Origin of the sequence: Candidatus Arthromitus sp. SFB-mouse-Japan, from assembly GCF_000270205.1 — a bacterium.
In the GTDB taxonomy this organism is placed as follows: domain Bacteria; phylum Bacillota; class Clostridia; order Clostridiales; family Clostridiaceae; genus Dwaynesavagella.
Genome location: NC_015913.1, coordinates 1,079,418 through 1,099,389 on the forward strand (window position 1 = coordinate 1,079,418; position 19,972 = coordinate 1,099,389).

Here is a 19,972-nt window from a genome sequence, read left to right on the forward strand (position 1 = left end):
AATTATTAACTAATTATTATTATTTTAACATATTATTTACTTTTTCTTCAATATATTTTGATCTAAAAAACAAAAAAAACCTCCTTCAGGAGGTTTTAAATACCAGTCAATATAAATTCTTTAATTAAACTTATATATCCTACTAAATGTTCTCTTATTCTTTCATCAAAAAAGTTCTCTAAAAAATTCATGTTATCCATTGGAGTGTGAATTATTCTTCCGAACATTTCAGTTTGTGTACGTCCATCATTCTCCCCAATGTTCCAATTTGTAGATTCAAAATACAGAACAGGTATTCCAACTTCAAAAAACGGATAATAATCACTTTTAGTATTTGTAAAGCTTAACTCTTCCCCATCTCTAGGATTAATCATTATATCTATCTCCATATTTTGAGCTACTTCTATCAGCTTTTGCAAAAATATATTGTCTATTTCATCAATTTTTTCATCTTTATAAACATTATAAACATACATATTATCACCAGATAGTAATGTATCTAAATTAATCATATACTTTATTTTTTCCTTATCAGAATCACTTAATGATTCAACATAATTATATGATCCATGAAGTCCTCGTCCTAATAAATTTATCTCTTCAGCTCCAAAAAATATAAATTTCAAATCATAATGGGTTTGTGTATTTCGGAATATTTCGCAAAGTTCTAAAAGCGTAGCAATTCCAGAAGCATTATCATCGAATGCATTACCTTCAATACGTCCGTCATAGTGTGCACCTAAAATTATAACTTTTGAAGAATCAAGACCTTTTTTATTTACCTCAATGTTTGCAGTTTCATATCCATCAACATCAAATTTATGAATATCTACTTCATATCCTAAATCTTTCAGGGTCTTTTCTATATAATTTCTAGAATTTATTTCACTTTGTGTAACTAATGCTCTACTTCCTATTAATGAAAATTTCAATAAATGTCTATATGCAATATCTCCATTAATTGCCATAACATTAAGTAAATCAAAATTACAAATCAATATTATAAAAACTACAACTATTTGTATATATTTTTTCAATCATACACACCCCTTCCGAGAATCATTTTCTCAAAATTATTTCATCATAATAAAATGTTTTAAATACATTAGTCGAATTTATTCCAAAAATTCTTCCATTATAAGCATCAAACTTTTTACGTTGAAATAATGGAATTACTGGCAAATCTTCTCTAAGAATTTCATAAGCTTCAAGATAAAAATTTCTATTTGCTTCTATATCAAAATTTGTATCTATATTCGTTAATAATTCATCTAAGCTTTGATTGGAGTAAGAAAAATAATTGTTTACTCCCGATGTATAAAAACTCTTGTACCAATTGCTGCCATAAGTAAACTCATCATCAACCAAAAACAAATCATAATTATGTTTTCTTGCACTCACATCTGAAAAATCATTAATATTGACATATTCTTTAATCAATGAAATTCCAATATTTTTAAGATTATTTTCTATTATCGGAAAAATATCTTGACATATGGAACTATTTTCCTGAACCAAAATATTAAATTGCAGAGCCTTACCATCTTTTTCTAAAATTCCAGATTTATTTTTAACCCATCCATGTTCATTTAAAATTCTGACTGCTTCGTTCTTGTTAAAATCATTTTTCATATTATCTTTATCATAAAAAAATTTTTGAAATGCTCCATCAATTGGAGCATCTATAATATTAAAATTTTTATCCGATATATTCTTTACAATTTGGTTTTTATCTATACATACATTAATTGCTTTCCTGATAGAAATATCTTTCAATAATTCATTTGAATGATTTATTCCGATAGAACCATAATCATATGTATCAAACATATATCCATTTAAAAATTGAGCATTTGATGCCTCTTCAATATTTTCATTATTTGGCAAAATATCATATGCTATATCAATATTTCCAGATATCAAATTATTTATATACGATTTTTCATCAACCTTTTTAAAAGTTAATGTTGAAATATCACTTTTATCCTTGTAATAATAATCATTAGTTTTAAGAATCAAATAATCATCTTCATAAGCAAAAAATTTAAATACTCCATTACCAAAAGGTTTTAAATTTTTTTCAACAATATCATTTGCTTTCCCTTGATAATAATATTGACCATAATATATGTAAGAAAGAGGATAAATATTTAAAAGTCCAATTGTTTGAATACTTGGATTTTCCACATTGACTCTAAAATTATAATCATCTATAATTTCAATTCCTTCAATTGTGTTACTTGTTCCACTGTTATAATCTCTCCAATTTTTTAAGTTCAATGTTTCTCGATCAAAACTTCCTCTATAATCTCCATCCATTAAAAATTTATATGTAAAATCAATGTCTTTTGTCGTCAACTTTGTTCCATCTTCCCATAATAAATTCTCTTTCAATGAAAACAAATAAGTTTTCTTATCTTCCGAAACTGTAGGAAGTTGTTTTAAAATATTTGGATAAAACTCACCATCATATCCTACCTTCATTAAAGGTTCCCAGATAGCATCAATCACATAATAATCAGATTTAGACTCAACGAAATATGGATTAAAATTAAACTTGCCTAAAAACTTCACACCAACATTTAATATATCTTGCTTTGCCATAGCATTATTAACATAAGTATTAAAATTACTAGCACTTATATATAAAGTATCCTTATCAAATTTACCCGATCCTCTATGTATGTTATCAACTTGTATTTTGTTTCCATTTTCCCCTTTCTTTCCTATACAAGATGAAAGTGAATAGAAAATTATCATAATAGATAAAATTAAATTAATTTGTTTTATATATTTTTTCATTTATATAAATGCCTCCACAATTTGTATTAAATATATTATTTACAGTAAAATTGGAATTTATTTAAAAAATAAAAAAAGGAAAGGAAAATCCTCTCCTTTTTTATTAATATCTTAGTCCCATAGAAGTAATATATTGTTTGAATTCTGATTCATTCATCATTTCACTAGCTATTCTTATTCTTAATTCTGCCAATGACTCTACTTGTAATTTATATTCATCATATTTTCCTTCCCAATACTTCTGTCCTTCTTCTTCAGGATCTCTTCCAACAACTATTTTATACATCATTTTTACGAATTCTTCTTTACTAAGATATCTGCTTATAAATTCATCTTGTTTCATCAAACCATAAATAAATTGAGTCACTGGTAATTCCTTAGATTCCAATTTTTGAACCCAAAATTTCCAACCCTCAACTTCTGGATCACGTCCAAGTGAAACAGAATAAATTTTTGATACAAATTCTGCAACTTTTCCAGTAGGTGGTTGTAATTCTTGTTTTGTCGTAAAAGAATCAATTTTATATCTAGTTATTAAACCATTCTCAAGTTTAAAAGTTATCTCTAAATCTCTGTAAGTCGTCATTGGTTTCAAGTCGCTTAATCTTAAAATTAATGAATTTGTATCCCAAGTAAATTTAATTTTTTCATCATTCAAAGCTACACTAGATATTTTTGATTTTGGAGATGCGAATAATTCAAATACAATTTCCGCACTCTTATCAGTAGTAGTTATTTTCGTTGATTTTACATCAACAGATGGAGATTGAGGTGTGGATATTTTTGCATATTTTGATAATGTTTGTTCTTTATTATCCTTATCTTTCCAAATAAAATCAAGTTTATATACTGATTCAGTCTTTGGCTCTAGATTTGTGAATTTTAAGAGTCCTCCCTCTAACTTAAGCTCAACATTAGGATTATTGCTTGGCTTTTGGAAGTCAATTCTTAAAAATCTTTCATTTAAATCATCAATTAATACTGGTATTTCAGCTTTTCTAGCCTCTAAAGTTTTGGCCTCAAATAAAGTTACATTAAATGAATCTGTTACACTCAACTCTGGTCCTGTCTGGTTATCAAGCGTTACATCTGGAACTTGGTGTATACCTGTAGTCGTAAAAACTGCACTTGGAGATGTAGGCGCACTAGGTATACTAACATTAGTTATTTTATTAATATCATTCAATACTTGTCTTGTAATAAGTTCTCTCTTATCGATGTCTATATAGCTAAGTTCAAGAATCAAAAATCCATAATCTCTCTTCTCTGACAAATTATACAAAGTTAAAATAAAATAAATTTTCTCTTTCCCTTCAATTTTTTCAACTTTGTATTTCTCTTCACCTTTAAGTCCATTAACAGTTAAATTCTTAATAGTTACATCACTATTATCAACTTCTATTACATATCTTAGAGATGTTTTATCATTCTTAACAGCAGGTATTATTGTTTTATTTGGAAGTTCAACATTTAATTTTGGAAAAAATACTTCAACTGTATCAGTGGAAGAAGCTGCTGACGAAAAAATTCCTTGTTTTATATCAACATATTTTTTTTCTGGATCAAGTTCTATATAGAGCTTAGGCTCTGTAAAGTTTGAAGTTCTAATTGATAAATTATGCGTGCTTACAGTTGTTACAGTTGTTACAGTTGAACTACCACTAGTAGTAGCAGATGTCATTATTTGTGAAAAGTAAAAAGTTTTTGTTATATCTTTGTCTTCTGGCTTCGCTGTTACATATAACTTTCTAAATGTATATGGAGTCGATCTCTGTAATCCTGTTATATTAAGATATCCACCTTTTTCTGGTTTATCTGTATTAATTAAAGAAACAGATGCTGAATATTTGTTAAGTCTATCATCTTCTACTTCCATCTTTGTTATTGTACTATCTTTATCAAATATCTTGAAAGTATTAAATCTTATGCTATTACCATTAGTTCTCAAGGCTATATTTGAAGCTGTAGTTGATATCATTTGTTCATAATCCAAATAAGTTGTATCATCTATAGAATTAAAATCAATATTCATTTTTGAACCTACATTACTATTAGGTAATGTATATATCATATTTGAAACTTCAAGTGATGAATTTGATGATGATACTAAATAAGTTTCAAAAAGTGGTAATTGTTTACCAGTCTTGAAGTTTGTCATGCCGAATCCTTCAAGATAGTTAACAACTGATAGATTATTAAGATCAGGATAAAAAGTAATATTCTTGTTTAACGCAATAAACTGGTAATTTGTGTTAGTCTTCAAAAATTCGTATGGTTGAAAATCAGATCCATTCTTTATATCAAATTTTATAGCCATTCCATCAGCATTCAAATTCAAATTAGATGCTTTAACATTACTAGTCACAGAATTATTGATTAATGAATCTTCTGCTATGATACTTCTTAAATAATCCATGCTTGTTGGAAATATAGTTTCTCCATCATAAATTACTGAAACTTGTTTAGGAGAAATATCATCAATATCTTTAAAACCAAATATTAATGGTAACGTATCACGATCATAATCAACATCATTAGACTGAAATACTTTTCTTAAAGCTAATGCCAAATGAGCTCTGTTTGTTATATTAGGTATTCCTGCAGGAGCACTAGGCGATGTCATCCCAGCTGGAGTTCTAACTCCATTAATATCATCAATCATCTCATTTGCAGCTTTGATCATAAAGTCTCTTAAACTAGCTGTTACAGTTGTCGGTGTACTAGAAATACTAGAAATACTAGAATCCATAAATACAACATCGTTTAAATTAAAAGATGAAACTAATGATACTGTTGCAATAACATCCAAAATTTTTCCAGTCAATACGAAATTTGACTTAGCCTTACCTTGGAAAGTATACATTCCACTCTCAACTGTAGTCTCTGCAGTAGATATTATTAAATCTACTCCTCCAATTGTACTCTTAAACTGCGAAATCGTTCCTGTTGGCTTAGTTACATTACTTGGAATTCTTGTATCTTCTACTGCTCTTGTCGCACCATAAACAGACATATTATCTAAATTATCTATTATTTCTTGATTAATTTTGGATTCATCTTGTAAATCACTTATAATTTCTGAACTATCATTCGAAACTACTTGATCAATACTTAAATCTGGAATGATACTATCTTGGACTCCATCCATCTGTTCTACTTCCGTGTTTCCTTGATTATATTCTCCTGATCCGGACACGGTAACTCCATTCTCTTGAGCATCCGTTTGATCTTGTGAATCGTTTGTATTGTCCTCACTGTTATTTTCACTTTGTAGTGCATTTTCTTGACTGTTTGTTTCGTCATTTTCAATAATTTGTTCAGAATCTTCTTTCTTTTCAAATTCCATTTGAACAACATCTCCTTCCTCCACTAATATTGTTTCCTCTTCTTTAGTGGATTCCTGAAAATCTTGTAATGGTTGTTCATTTTCACTCACGACCGTCTCCATATGTTCTAATTTTTCTACCTCATCTACGCTTTCAGCTGTATTTTTACTAATCCCACTATTAGCTTGCTCCATAATTTTATTATAAATTTCATTGAAATTTAATGAGTTATTATCATTTTGGTCTTTCATGAATTTTTTGATTCCTTTAAAATTAATTGATTCAATATCATTATTAGTTACCATTTTAATGTTTTATGACAAATTTAATGAACTTTATTTCATAAAAATAAATTAAAAAAATAAAGAACTCATAATAATGAGTTCTCTTTATACAAAATAACTGCTATTAAATAATCTACCTATATTAATCTGTTACACCATCTTCTATTAAGTTAGTAGTAACAAGCTTAACATCATATCTTGTGTGATCAACTAGTTCTGCTACAGCTCTCGCTGCTGCACTCAAAATATCATTTGTCAATCCTGACTTTATGTCTGCAATTGTTCTTGTAAATTTTCTCACAGTTCCATCAAGATTATCAGTATAAAAAGTTATTACAAGGCTAGTAGCTAGCGTTGTAGATGTTATTACTTGAGTGTTAAATAGATTGCTTACTCCCATGTCTACACATTCTCCACAGCTATTATTATTTCAAAATAGTAGATGAACTCGGTATAAGGGGCTTTTCTGGATAATTGGTGAATTCAAGTTCATCTACTTTAATATAATATTATCTGTTATAACAATTTATTCCAAAAATTTTAATACCTAAGTCCTATTCTAGTTACTAACTCTTTAAATTCTGGTTGATCCATCATTTCTCTTGCAATCTTAATTCTAAGTTGCTCAATAGTTGAAACCTGGTCCCTGTATTCGACATATTTACTTTCCCAGTATTTTTGACCTTCCTCTTCTGACTCCCTATCTACTATTAAAGTATACATCGTTGAAACAAACTTAGATTTAGTTAGCTCTCTATCAACAAATTCTGGTTGAGTCATTAAATTCTCAGCTATAAATTCTGTAGCACTAAGTTCTTTACTTTGTAATTTCTCTATCCAAAAATTCCATCCTTCATTTTCTGGTTCACGTCCAAGTGCAATCTTATAAACTCTCCTCACAAATTCAGCCACATCACCTTTTGGTCTATTCTCATCAATAACTGTCTTAAAAGTTCCAAGTGGATATTCAACACTCTTGCCATTTTCTAAAATTAATCTTATAATAACATTTGTGTAGGTGTAGTCTGGTTTAAGTCCTTCTAATTTTATAGTGCTTATATCTTTATCCCATGTTGCCTTAAGAGCATTGTTTAAATCATCAAGAACTGTAACTGACTTCACCTCCGATTTTGGATTGTTATAAATGTTTAATTTAATATTTACTTTAGTTAGGTCTACAACCTCAATATCCGTGGACTTAATATCATAATCTGGTGTTTCTGTAGTACTCAACTGAACATATTTTTTTATCTGTTTTGTTTCTCTAGAAACACCATTATCTTCGCAATTAAATATTATAGTAAACATCCCACTCGTTTCTGGTTTCAAATCGCTAAATTCCAATATAAAGTTATCATAACTTACTCTAGCATTTGGATTATCTACAGGATTTTCAACATCAATTGAAGTTACTCTATTTTCTAGGTCATCAATTAAAATCGGAACTCTTGCCACTCTTGCATATGATGATGTAAAACTATCACTCAATGAAATCTGCACGGCCTCTTCAATCGGTAAAGACTCGGCCTCAGTCATGTTGTCATATTTTGTATTTTCACCTTTTGTCGAATTTAATGTAGATAAACTCTTCCTAGAAGTTTGAACGTTACCACTATCATCTAAATAATTTAATTCCAAAATTACAAATCCATAATCTTTATTCTTCTCTAAATTGTTTAAAGTTACTATATAGTAGTTTTGTTTCTGAACCCTATCTACTATCTTCTCAACTTGATATGATTCCGAACCCGTAAGACTTATAACTTTAAGATCTAAAATATTTCCTTGCTTATTATCAACTTTAAAAACATATCTTAGAGCTGTATCAGAATTTTTAACGGTATTCATTTCAATACCATTTGGAAGTTTAACTGTCGAAGAATTTGTAGCTGCCAATTGAATTTTTGGTTCAGGTTGCTTAATAGTCCTTATAGGTATATAATTCTGTTTCACACTTCCATTATCATAACAACCCAAATCCAATTCTTGGCTTGTCATTCTTCCATCCGTATTTGATGTAATAAATAATTTTGTAAAAATATAAGACGTATCGCTTTCAAGACCATTAACTTCAATCGAAAAAGTATCTGTATATTCTGAAATTAAACTACAACTATATCTATAACCTCGATCATCCTGAATTTCAACCCTTGATATACTCCTATCAGGATCACGGAAAGTTATATTTTTAAATTTAATAGAATTTTCTGCGATAGAAATATCTGATTCACTTGTCCCATATGATCCCATATCCAAATAAACACCATTTTTAAATTGTGTAACATACATATCATTTTTTGATGTACCTTGTAAGTTTTGAGAATTTGTTTCATATAAATTAGGTTTCGCTGCATTTTTAGATATAAACAATGCTGGTGCTTTACCTGTTTTACAATTACTTAATCCAGTTAAAGTCAACTTAACATCATCGCCGACAGTTATATCTCGATTTGTTTGTGACTCCTCTAGAGCACCAAGACTATAAACTGTATTAGTTAGAAGTTTATCACCAACATTTTCATTTCTAACTACAATTCTCAAAGCAATATTACTTGGATCAATTCCATTATCTAATTTCGTATTACCTAGATCAATGATGCTTTTTATATAATCATCAGTATTAGGTACAAAATCTGAACTCATTTTAATCTTCTTCACACCATGTGTACTTTCAAATGATAATTGTGCATTCATATCATCTAATATCTTAGAAAGGGCATCACGAAGTTTCTTTCTCTCTGTTACAGTTTCAGAACTACGGTCACCTTTTGCCTCTTGATATGCTCTCTTAATTAAATCTCCAAGAGTTCCAGTTTCAAAATTTTTAACTCCATAAGTTAAAGGCTCTTCTTCAGTATCTTCTACATCATCTGTAATGTCACTATCCTCAGAGTCTGTTGGAGGTTTTGTTGATTCACTCGGTGATTCTTGTGATGGTGGTAAGCTTGATGATCCTTCCATATTAACTTCATCATCACTGGGTTGATCTGTACTTCCTCCATCAACTTCTGGTTTTTCTTCTTCACCAACATCTGGAGTCCCATTTACACCATTATCTGGAATTCCTTCTCCCTCATCTGGTTTATTACCACCATCTTCTGTTGGTGGTTTTTGTTCTCCATCTCCATTACTCGGTTTATCACTATCTTCTCCTGATGAATCTCCTGAACCATCATCAGTACCTCCCTCTGAAGGCTTGTTCTCATCTTCTCCATTATCTATATCACCTCCACCAGTTCCATCATCTGGTTGTTCTGGAGTTACTGGTATATCAATCTTTGACTCTAATATTTTTCCTGATAATTTCAAACTCAACTCTATTGTTCCATAAGGTGTATATGATTCTCCCGCTCCAACTAGCTCAGAACTTCCTGTACTTTTTACAATCTGAACTTGACTTTGATTTGTTACTGTTGGCTCTGAAGGTTGTTGATCTCCTCCACTTTCTGGTGGTGTTTGAGAAGTATCTCCATCACTACCAGTTGGTGGTGTTGTATCTCCTTCAATTGTTGGCGGTATTGCAACTTCATCGTTTGATGGAGGTTTACTTGAACCCCCTTCATCCACTGATGGTCCCTCTGAATCTTCACCTTCACCACCTTCAGAACCATCTCCTGAACTATCATCACTTGGTGGTATAGTTCCCTCTACTTGTTCTGTATCGTCAGGATTCTCACTTTCTTCACTAGATTCTCGAGTAATCGTAGTATTTAAATATGCGTACAATGAATCACTATCTTGACTTACCTCAGCTCTTGCGTAATTCAAAGCTGTTGCAACTTCCCTATTATATTGTGTACTATAAGGCACAAAGCATCCTGAAAAAATACTTGATGTAACAAACATCGTAATTAACATAAAACTAACTTTTCTCTTATTCATTTCAAACCCTCCCTGTTTTTAAAAAAAAAGATGGCTAGATAAGCCATCTTTCTTTTTTGAAATGATTAATATATCAATTGAAGTTTAGTCACTAACTCTTTAAACTCTGGTTGATCCATCATTTCTTTTGCAATTTTAATTCTTAACTCAGCTATAGACTTAACTTGATCCTTGTATTCATCATATTTTCTTTCCCAATAGTTTTGGCCATCACTATCTGGCTCCCTATTAACTATTAATGAATACATTGTCGTAACAAACCTCGATTTACTTAACTCCCTATCCACAAATTCTGGTTGAGTCATTAAGTTTTCTGCAATAAATTCTGTAGCTGAAATCTCTTTTGATGTTAATTTTCCAATCCAAAAATTCCATCCTTCAACTTCTGGCTCACGTCCAAGAGCTATTGTATAAACTCTTGCAACAAAATCTGCAACTGCTCCAGTTGGTTTAATAATTTCTTCGCTAGTTGTAAATGGAGTCAACTCATATTTACTTGTCAATTTATTTTCGAGAGTAAATGTTACTACAAGCTCACTATACTCTTTGTTTGATTCAAGATTATACAATGTTATAGTATTAGTTGTTTTATCCCAAGAACTTCTTATTACCTTAGAGTTTTTATCTTTAATTTCTATTGCCTTAATAGGTGATTTTGGATTTTCATAATACTCAAGTTTTATAGTCACTTCATTTCCTTTAACAGTTGCTGTATCGCTCTTAATATCTACTTCTGGCACAGCTGGAGTCATAACTTTTAAATATTTTGTTAATACTTTATCATTACCACTTGCATCTTTGTAATTAAATTCTAAAGTTATTGTTGTAGTTGCATTAGGTTTTAATCCTGTAACATCTAAATAAGAATCCTTATACTCAACTTTAACATCTGAATTATTTGTTACAGGTTTAAAAGTCATACCAGATACTCTTCCATAAATATCATCAACAAAAACTGGAACTCTTGCTTTTCTTGCATATTCACTCTTAAACTCATCATTCATTATTACGTTAACATCATTTAATCCTGTTAAAGCTTCCTTCTCTGTTCTATTATCCATTGTTGGATTTTTATCATCAGTCTTATAAATATTTCCTATAGATTGTCTTGTAGTTTTATCATTACCACTTGCATCCTTATAACCAAGCTCAAAAATCACATGACTATAATCAGTATTAGGTGTAAGACCTGTTAAAGTTACTATATAATAGTTAGTTTTTGTCTTACTATCTTCAATCTTTTTAACATCTGCTTTCTCATTTGAAGTTAAAGAAAGTACTTGTAAATCTCCAATATTTCCTTCATTATTATCAACTTTAACTATATATCTAAGTGCTGTAGAATCATTCTTAACTGGTTTTACTTTTAATCCATTAGGTAAAGTAACATCTTCAGTTACCTTTGCAGAACCTAATTCTATTTTTGGCTCAGAAACTTGAGTTGTTCTAACAGATAATTGGTTAGCTGTAACATTATTACTAGCATCCACGTTAGCTAAATCGATTGTAACCGTTTTATCTTTTACCCCAGTGTTTGAAGTTACAAGCAATTTTGTAAACGTGTATGACATATCCCTCTCAAGGTTATTTACTTGAACATAATATCCATTATCTTTATTTGAAAGATCAACTGGAACTAGACTACACGTATATTTTGTACCTCTAGCATCCTGCATTTCAATTTTCACAATAGTACTATCTGGATCGTTTAAAACTATATTTTTATATTTAATTGATGTTCCACTAGCTACTATTCCTTCTTTAACATTTTCGTGATAATCTGTCATGTTTAAATAAATTCCTGGTTTAATCATCGTTGTTATATATTTATCTTTTAAAGTACCCTTATCAGTACCTGATGAAGTCTGATATATAACACTTGTAGTTTTATCTTCCTTCTGAGCTGTTAAAATTGAAGGTGATTTACCCGTTCTACATTCTGGTACTGTAAAGCCTGATATGAATTGATTATCATTTGCATCTACCTTAATATTATTTCCATCACTGTTAGTTCCACCTATACCAACAAATGTATAGTCAGTGTTGGTTTTTAATATTGAGTTATCATTATTTGATGCAGAACTATTTCTTATCATCATTCTTAATACAACATCTTTAGAATCCGTAGATCTTGCAGTTCTCATAGTTCTTCCTGTAGTCCTCATACTGTTTAAATCTATAATACCTCTTACATAATCCTTGTTACTAGTTTTATCTGGGAATATATCGCTAATTGGAACATTTACAAGGGTACCTTTTGGATCTCTAAACATTAACGTTTTTCCTGTATTATTATCACAAATCACTTTTTTAAGAGCAGCTTGCAAAGCTTCTCTAGCTGTTGTTGTACCTTCTCCTGACCATCCACTGTTAGAATCTTTAATTGCTTCATCAAAGGCACCTGAAATTAATCCACTTAGATTTTCTTTATTTAATACTTCTCCTGATAACTTAAAGCTCAAATAAATAACACCTTGAATATTACCATCATCACCTGTACCTATTACTTCGCTTGATCCAACACTCTTTAATGGTACGAATTCTCCTATCGTTGTTCTTTCTGTGCTAGCTTGTGGAGAAATAGCAGATTGTGAATTAGACTGTGGAAGATTTGGATCATTTTGAGCATTATTATTAATAGTTACTCCACTAGTTGATGGTGTTGTTCCTTCGCTAACTCCATTATTTGGAGATATAATATTCCCTTGTCCTGAATTATCTACTACACCTGTACCTTGTGAAATGCCTGAATTATCTACTATATCTGTACCTTGTGAAGAATTTGAACCTGTTAAATCATTTGTATCAGTCAATGAAGAAATATCATCTTCTACAACAGCTCCCCCAAATCCTGTCATAGTATTACCGTTACTAAATGAATTAATATTATCATTTGATATTATTTCATCAGATGGAGACATTTCATATGGTGTCATTTCATAATCTGTTCCCATTTGATCAAATAAATTTGTATCATTTGACCTTGCACCCATTTTTATATCATTTGTTGTTTCACCATTTTGAATTCCATTGTCATATACATTTGTGTCACCACTAAAAATATTTTGATCATCCATTAATGCTCCATCTGTAATTTCATCACCATAGGTAACATTTGGATAATTTCCAGGATTATAATCTGGCGCTGTATTATCTGTATATGGGTTATTTACTCCATATCCATCTCCTGTATATTCTGTAACAGTTCTATCTGTTGCTCTTCTAAATGCATCCTCTCCTTGTGCTACATTTGCACCATTATCTGCACTCTTATTATTTGATGTGCATCCTGTTAACATACTTGAGGCAACAACTAATCCAGTTAATAGAAGTGTAATTTTTTTTCTATTCATAACCTTCTTAAAACCTCCTAATTTATAAAATAACCTTCGTAATTTTATCTAAATTAATATTTTAATCCTAATGAAGTTACTAACTCCTTGAACTCCTTCTCATTCATCATTTCTCTTGCTATTTTAATTCTCAAGGTTGCAACTGAACTTGTTTGTTCTCTGTATTCGTTATATTTTTTCTCCCAATAACTTTGTCCATCTTCATCTGGAGTTCTATTAACTATCAATGAGTACATAGTTGTAACGAATTGTTGTTTATTTAACTCTCTTTCAATAAACTCTGGTTGAGTCATTAAATTTTCAGCTATAAACTCTGTAGCTGAAAGCTCTTTAGACGTTAATTTATTAACCCAGAAATTCCATCCTTCAGCCTCTGGCTGACGTCCAAGTGCTATTGTATAGACTCTTGATACAAAGTTCGCAACATCACCTGTTGGTTTTGGAGTAACTGTACCAGTTTTAAATGAAGTTAATGGATACTCTATAACTTCTGTATTTTCTAAAGTAAACTTAGCAATCAATCCTTTAAACTCCGTATTTGCATCCAATCCTTGTATAAAAATTGAATTTGTTGATGAATCCCAATTAGAAGTATATTTTTTACCTGTTGAATCCTCAATTGATATAGATTTAATAGGAGATTTTGGTGTTGAATAATACTCAAGTTTAACTATAGCCTCATTTTCCTTAATAATCACTGTATCTGATTTAATATCTAAATCTCCTGTAACTGGTGTCTTTATAGTTACATACTTTCTCATACTTTTCTCTATACCAGCATCAGTTTTATAAACAAATTCTAAAGTAATAGTAGTGCTTGAATTTGGAGTTAAACCTGTTACATTTACATAAGAACCATCATACTCAACTTTAACATCTAAATTTGATTCTAATGGAATGTAATTCATCCTAACAAATCTTCCATTCATATCATCAATGAATAATGGAACTCGCGTACTCCTTGCATAATCAGCTTTATGATTTGTTTCAATATCTACTGTAAAAGTGCCTTGTCCTGTAATAGGAGTATTCTCTGTTACGTTATCAACTGTTTTATCATCTCTCTTAGTATTAATTTGAGCTAATGTTGTTCTAAGAACCCCATCTTTTCCATCATAATCTTTATAATCTAATTCTAAATTAACAAAATTATAATCTGTTCCTGGAGATAGACTACTTAAAGTTACTACATAATAATTAGTTTTACTTTTCTTATCTACAATCTTTTGAATCTTAGACTCTTCTCCAGGTCTTAAACTCGTTACTCTTAACTCCCCAATATTATCTTCGGAATTATCAACTTTTAAAACATATCTAAGAGAAGTTGCATCATTCTTAACAGCTTGTACCTTTAATCCACCAGGAAGTGTAACAGTTTGTTTTGGTCCATCTGCTCCTAACTCTAACTTTGGCTCACTAAAGTTAGTTGTTTTAATTGCTGTAGTATTAACTGTAGCCCCCGCAGTATCTTTTTTCATCAATTGAAGTACGTTTAATTGATCCTTACCTTCAGTATTTGTAGTTATATCAATTTCTGTAAAGATGTAACTACTATCAGTTCTTAATCCACTAATTTGCAAATATTTACCAGCTTTTTTGTTATCAGGATCTACTTGAATTAATGTTCCAGGATAAGTTTTGCCCTCTGAATCTTTCATTTCAATCTTAACTATACTATCATCAGAATCAACAAACTTAATCCCTTTAAATCTTATAGTTGTACCCCTAGCCTCTACTTTATCAGGACTATTTAAATCGAAATCTTCTACGTTTAGATAATTTTTCTTATTAAGTTTTGTTACATATACCGTTCCAGTAGTTACAGTTCCTGCTGAACCATTACTAAGATTTTCATATATAGCACTAGTTGAACTGTCTTTCATTATTTGTATAGTAGAAGGAGCTTTAGCTGTTGTTGCTTGAGGAATTCTTAATCCTGTAAGAACTTTATCATCTTTTATTGGTAACTCATTATTCTTAACTGTGCTACCAGTTAAACCTACAAATGTATAACTTGTATTTGTAGCTAACTCATCATTACCTTGTCCATCTGCACTTTGAAATCTCATAATAAGTGTAATTGGAATATCTTGTGAAGTAGCTCTTACTGATCTTTTTCCACCATCTCTGTACATACCATCAATGTCAATTATTCTTCTTACATACTGTGAATTTTTATTCTTATCAGGACAAATATTAGCAGCTGTATATGGTATGTTAATTATTTGACCCTTACTGTCCTGAAATGTAAAATTATTACCAGTATCTGTTGGATTAAATATCTCAGCTAATCCTTTTTGTAAAGCTTCTCTTGCTGTAGTATTTTGTGCAGCTCCTTCAAAGTTTGTATTCGCATCTTGTAAAGTTTCTTCATAAGCCTTTTGTATTAAATCAGCTAAAGTACTTTGAGTACTGCCATTGGTAACTTGTGTAGAAAGTACATCTCCTGTTAACTTGAAACTAAATCTAATAGTTCCTTGTGGTTTTTTACTTCCTTGAGCACCGGTTAATTCTACACCACCAATACTTCTTACAGGTACTATATTACCAGCTACAGTACTTTGAGTATTTCTACCCTCTTGTATTGTTTGTGGAGTATCCATGACTTGTCCATTAATATCTGAACTCATATTTGTATTTGGAGTCATTCCATTCTGAGTATTATTATTTACATCCATATCATTTTTAGTTGTGTCAGAATTATTAGATATATTTGGATTTTCAGTTGTATTTAGATTGCTATCAACTCCATTTATCCCAGACACATCTTGTCTACTTGAATTTGTTGACCCATCTGATAAATCACTTCCATTTGTTCTATCTGGTAATCTTCCAAAACCATTCAATGGCTCCATGATAGACGCATTGTTTTGGAATTCATTTATATTATCTTTTCCTGACACATCCTCTGATGAAATCAAATTATTTCCCGTTCCATTTTCATTTATTGACTCATCAGATGTTATATCTCTAGAATATCTATTTAAATTCTCATCTACTGAGTTATTAAATCCATTATCAGTTCCATTATCAAACTCATTAACTGTATCCATTCCCGTTATATCATCAGCATAAGCAACATCTGGATATCCTCCAGATTGATATTGATTATTAGAATTGTATGGATATTGCGCTTCTTCTTTAAACTCTGTTACAATTCTCTCTGTTGCTCTCTGCAATCCATTCTCATCATATTGAGAAACTTTATTGTTATCTTGAGTTTTGTTACCTGATGATGCACATCCTGTAAATATACTTGAGGCGATCGCTAATCCAGTTAATAGAAGTGTAATTTTTTTTCTATTCATAACCTTCTTAAACCTCCTAAATTTTTAAAATAGCACTTAATAAAAATAAATAACTCGAACCTTTTAAAAAATAAAAATATTTAATAAATCAGCAATTTCTTAACTACTGATAAAACTATTATGAACAATTTATTTTTTTATATTCATATTTTAAAATAAAAAAAATGACTACTCTAAGAATAGCCATTTTAATTAATAACCATATTCAGCCAATTTTTGTTTAAAAATGTCAATATCACTTCCACCTGGTATACTAACTCTCTCCATAGTCATATAATGATCAAAAAATTCCCCTGGCTCAGTCGACAAAGCCCATTCATATCCTACATCTTGAGCAACTCTTATAACCTCAGAGTTAAATGAAGAATTTGGATAAACTAAAAATAAAACAGGTTTATTTAATGTTTCCTCCAATATCTTCTTACTTATATACATTGACTTATGTACTTGAGCAAGCGATGTATTAATAAAGTCTTCGTTGTTATGTCCTTGACTTTCTATGTCTTGACCAGCTTCGTGCATCTCTACAAGATTATCCTTCGTAACATATCCTCTCTCTCCAAGTTGCCTTGTTGTAACAAAAAAGCTCGCCTTTAAATTCCTTTTTTGAAGTTCAGGGAACACCGTATCATATGAGCTTTTATCTCCATCATCAAAAGTTAAAACTAATGTTTTCTCTGGAATCTCCTCACAAGATTTACGTAATCTATAAAGTTCTTCTAATGTTATAACATTGTATCCATTTCCAACTATATAATCTAATTGTTTTCTAAAATCATCAATATGTACGTATAAATCATCTTCCTGACTAGCTTTCTTACTATTTGTTACATTATGATAAAGCAAAATTAACGCTTCATTCTTTTCTTTCCTACTTAACATTTCTTCATTTGTAAGTGATGGCTTTACTTCATCATATATTTTTTTAGCATCATAATAAGATTTTGCAACCTGACTTCCTATGGATAAAAAACTAACTAAAATTAATAACGGAAGCAAAACTTTATAAACTTTTTTTCCTCTCAAGTTAACACATCCTTATAAAGATAATATTAAATACGCAATATATATTAATATAATTGCCAAACTTAAGACTAAATAAACAATCTTCAATTTTTTATTGCTATTTTTAATGATAAGTAAGATTGCAATTAATACTGTTGCTATAAATCCAAATAATAATAATATTTTTGTTTGAGAATGATTTGTAATATAAAGTGATGCACTGACATATAAAAGATCTATTATCGAAATTATAAATAAGTTAAAAATATTACTCCCAATAATATTTCCCACTACTAAATTAAATTTTGCTTTTTTCGCAAGTGCAACACATGACGTAACTTCTGGAAGTGATGTTGCTATTCCTAAAAATAACGCTCCACTTAAACTTGCAGCTAGATTCAATTTTACAGAAATTATATCAGTTACATACGTTATAAAAACACTCGCAATAACTAATCCTATACTAACTAATATAAATCTCGTAAAAATTTGTTTAAGGGTAAGTTTACATTCCCCTTTGTCTTCCTCATCTGCATCTATGTCATTTGTCGCCATAAATTTAAGAGAAGTAAAATATAATACCAAAATCAAAATTGAAACAATACTCACATTAAAAATGTTAAAATCCTTTGAAAAATAAACTGGTATGAATAAAATTATGTTTATTATTATAACAAATAAAATCGTTTTAGTATGACTCTTGCTTATTTGACTTTGTACAAACCCTTTAATAAATAAAATAACAATAGCAGACAATGTAGCTAAATTAAAAATATTACTTCCTAAAATATTTCCTAAAACAAGCTCAGGATTATTTAAAATAAGTGCCCCAGAAATACTCGTAAATAATTCTGGAAGAGATGTTACTGCCGCAAGCATAACTCCTCCTATAAAAGCTCCAGATACATTTGTCTTTTTATCGATTAAATCAACATAATCAGCAGCTTTTATCGAAAATAATATTACAGTTATTGCCAATATGACATAAAGCAAATATATCAACAACATTTCCTCCTTTAAAAATTTTTTTGAAAATTATATGTAAAAACTATGTTTTATTATAATAGTTAATCTCTTTTTATACAATATGTATTAAATATCTAGTCGTCACTACGATTAATTATATTGAGGCTTGTTTACAAGGACGTATATTTTCGATCAAGGAGGATCTAACTATGAGAATAAATAAAAATTCTAATATCACAAAAGCCTTAAGTGTTTTTAAAATTGGAAAAGTAAATAATAATTTATCAAAAAATAATTCAAATTCAGACAATATTCAAATTAATTATCTTATGGATGAGCTTACAGAATCCCAATATATAACACGCAATTACCAAATAGGTATAACTTATGTACAAATAGCCAAATCCACTTTGAGTGAAGTAAAGAAAACTATTTTAGATATGAAAGAAATTTTTGATAAATGTAAAAATGAAGATAATACTTCTTTTGGTCGTGAATCACTAAATTTTAAATTCGAAGAATTGTGCCAAAAATTCAACAAAGAATCGAACAAATTAACTATAGATATAAGAGAAAATTTATTTTATAATAGCAATAACGAACTTGTATTTAAAGTATTCGATTCAAAGTCTCTAGAAAATTGTATTCTTATTCCTAAACTCGACGCAAACAAATTAAATCTTAGAAATATAAATATAAAAAACGAAATCAACGCTAATGAGGCATATAATAAAATGAATCAAGCTCTTGACTATATCCTTTTGTCAGAGAAAGCAATAAAAGATTCTGAAGAAAAACTTCTGCGAGTTAATCTAACAGATATTATGTCTGCAAATCTCATGGCGTTAAGTAGCAATGAAAACAAAGAATCTATTGAAAAATTATTAGAGCTAACAAGAAGAGGCTTGCTCAAAGAAGGCAACACCTATTTGAAAGAAATAAACAAAGATAAATAATCTAAAAAATAGAAAGTATCTTAGAGTCTAAGATACTTTTTGTATTATATACAAAAAACAAACTAAATGAAATTAGTTTGTTTATAACGA

General features: G+C 29.7%; 10 protein-coding genes. 1 reads left to right on the forward strand and 9 read right to left on the reverse strand.

The genetic code is table 11. The annotated features are described in order from the left end of the window. Nucleotides 1–95 precede the first annotated feature (95 nt). The 9 genes from SFBM_RS05280 to SFBM_RS05320 form a co-directional block, all read right to left on the reverse strand. Nucleotides 96–1,037 (reverse strand): M28 family metallopeptidase, encoded by a 942-nt coding sequence (locus SFBM_RS05280; RefSeq protein ID WP_014017988.1) that lies wholly within the window; start codon nucleotides 1,035–1,037, stop codon nucleotides 96–98. A 22-nt stretch (nucleotides 1,038–1,059) separates the two neighbouring features. Further along, nucleotides 1,060–2,802, reverse strand: coding sequence for an ABC transporter substrate-binding protein (locus tag SFBM_RS05285; RefSeq protein WP_005805790.1), 1,743 nt, complete (start codon nucleotides 2,800–2,802; stop codon nucleotides 1,060–1,062). Between the two features lie 103 nt (nucleotides 2,803–2,905). Next, nucleotides 2,906–6,379, reverse strand: coding sequence for a DUF4214 domain-containing protein (locus SFBM_RS05290; RefSeq protein ID WP_014017989.1), 3,474 nt, complete (start codon nucleotides 6,377–6,379; stop codon nucleotides 2,906–2,908). A gap of 175 nt (nucleotides 6,380–6,554) precedes the next feature. Continuing rightward, the gene (locus SFBM_RS05295) at nucleotides 6,555–6,812 is read right to left on the reverse strand and encodes a hypothetical protein (RefSeq protein ID WP_005805787.1); all 258 of its coding nucleotides are present in this window, start codon (nucleotides 6,810–6,812) and stop codon (nucleotides 6,555–6,557) included. Nucleotides 6,813–6,952: 140 nt separating this feature from the next. Then, complete coding sequence (locus SFBM_RS05300; protein ID WP_014017990.1) at nucleotides 6,953–10,294, reverse strand: DUF4214 domain-containing protein; 3,342 nt, start codon at nucleotides 10,292–10,294, stop codon at nucleotides 6,953–6,955. Between the two features lie 65 nt (nucleotides 10,295–10,359). Continuing rightward, nucleotides 10,360–13,647 (reverse strand): DUF4214 domain-containing protein, encoded by a 3,288-nt coding sequence (locus SFBM_RS05305; RefSeq protein ID WP_014017991.1) that lies wholly within the window; start codon nucleotides 13,645–13,647, stop codon nucleotides 10,360–10,362. Between the two features lie 53 nt (nucleotides 13,648–13,700). After that, nucleotides 13,701–16,955, reverse strand: coding sequence for a DUF4214 domain-containing protein (locus SFBM_RS05310; protein WP_014017992.1), 3,255 nt, complete (start codon nucleotides 16,953–16,955; stop codon nucleotides 13,701–13,703). 192 nt (nucleotides 16,956–17,147) lie between these two features. Further along, nucleotides 17,148–17,981, reverse strand: coding sequence for a polysaccharide deacetylase family protein (locus SFBM_RS05315; protein ID WP_005805783.1), 834 nt, complete (start codon nucleotides 17,979–17,981; stop codon nucleotides 17,148–17,150). A 12-nt stretch (nucleotides 17,982–17,993) separates the two neighbouring features. Continuing rightward, a complete protein-coding gene (locus SFBM_RS05320; protein WP_007440162.1) occupies nucleotides 17,994–18,962 on the reverse strand; it encodes a sodium:calcium antiporter in 969 nt (322 codons plus the stop codon). Between the two features lie 173 nt (nucleotides 18,963–19,135). On the opposite strand from SFBM_RS05320, the gene SFBM_RS05325 reads away from it, so the two are divergent. Further along, nucleotides 19,136–19,882 carry a hypothetical protein gene (locus tag SFBM_RS05325; RefSeq protein WP_005805779.1) on the forward strand — a complete coding sequence of 249 codons (747 nt, stop codon included), beginning with the start codon at nucleotides 19,136–19,138 and terminating at the stop codon, nucleotides 19,880–19,882. Nucleotides 19,883–19,972 lie beyond the last annotated feature (90 nt).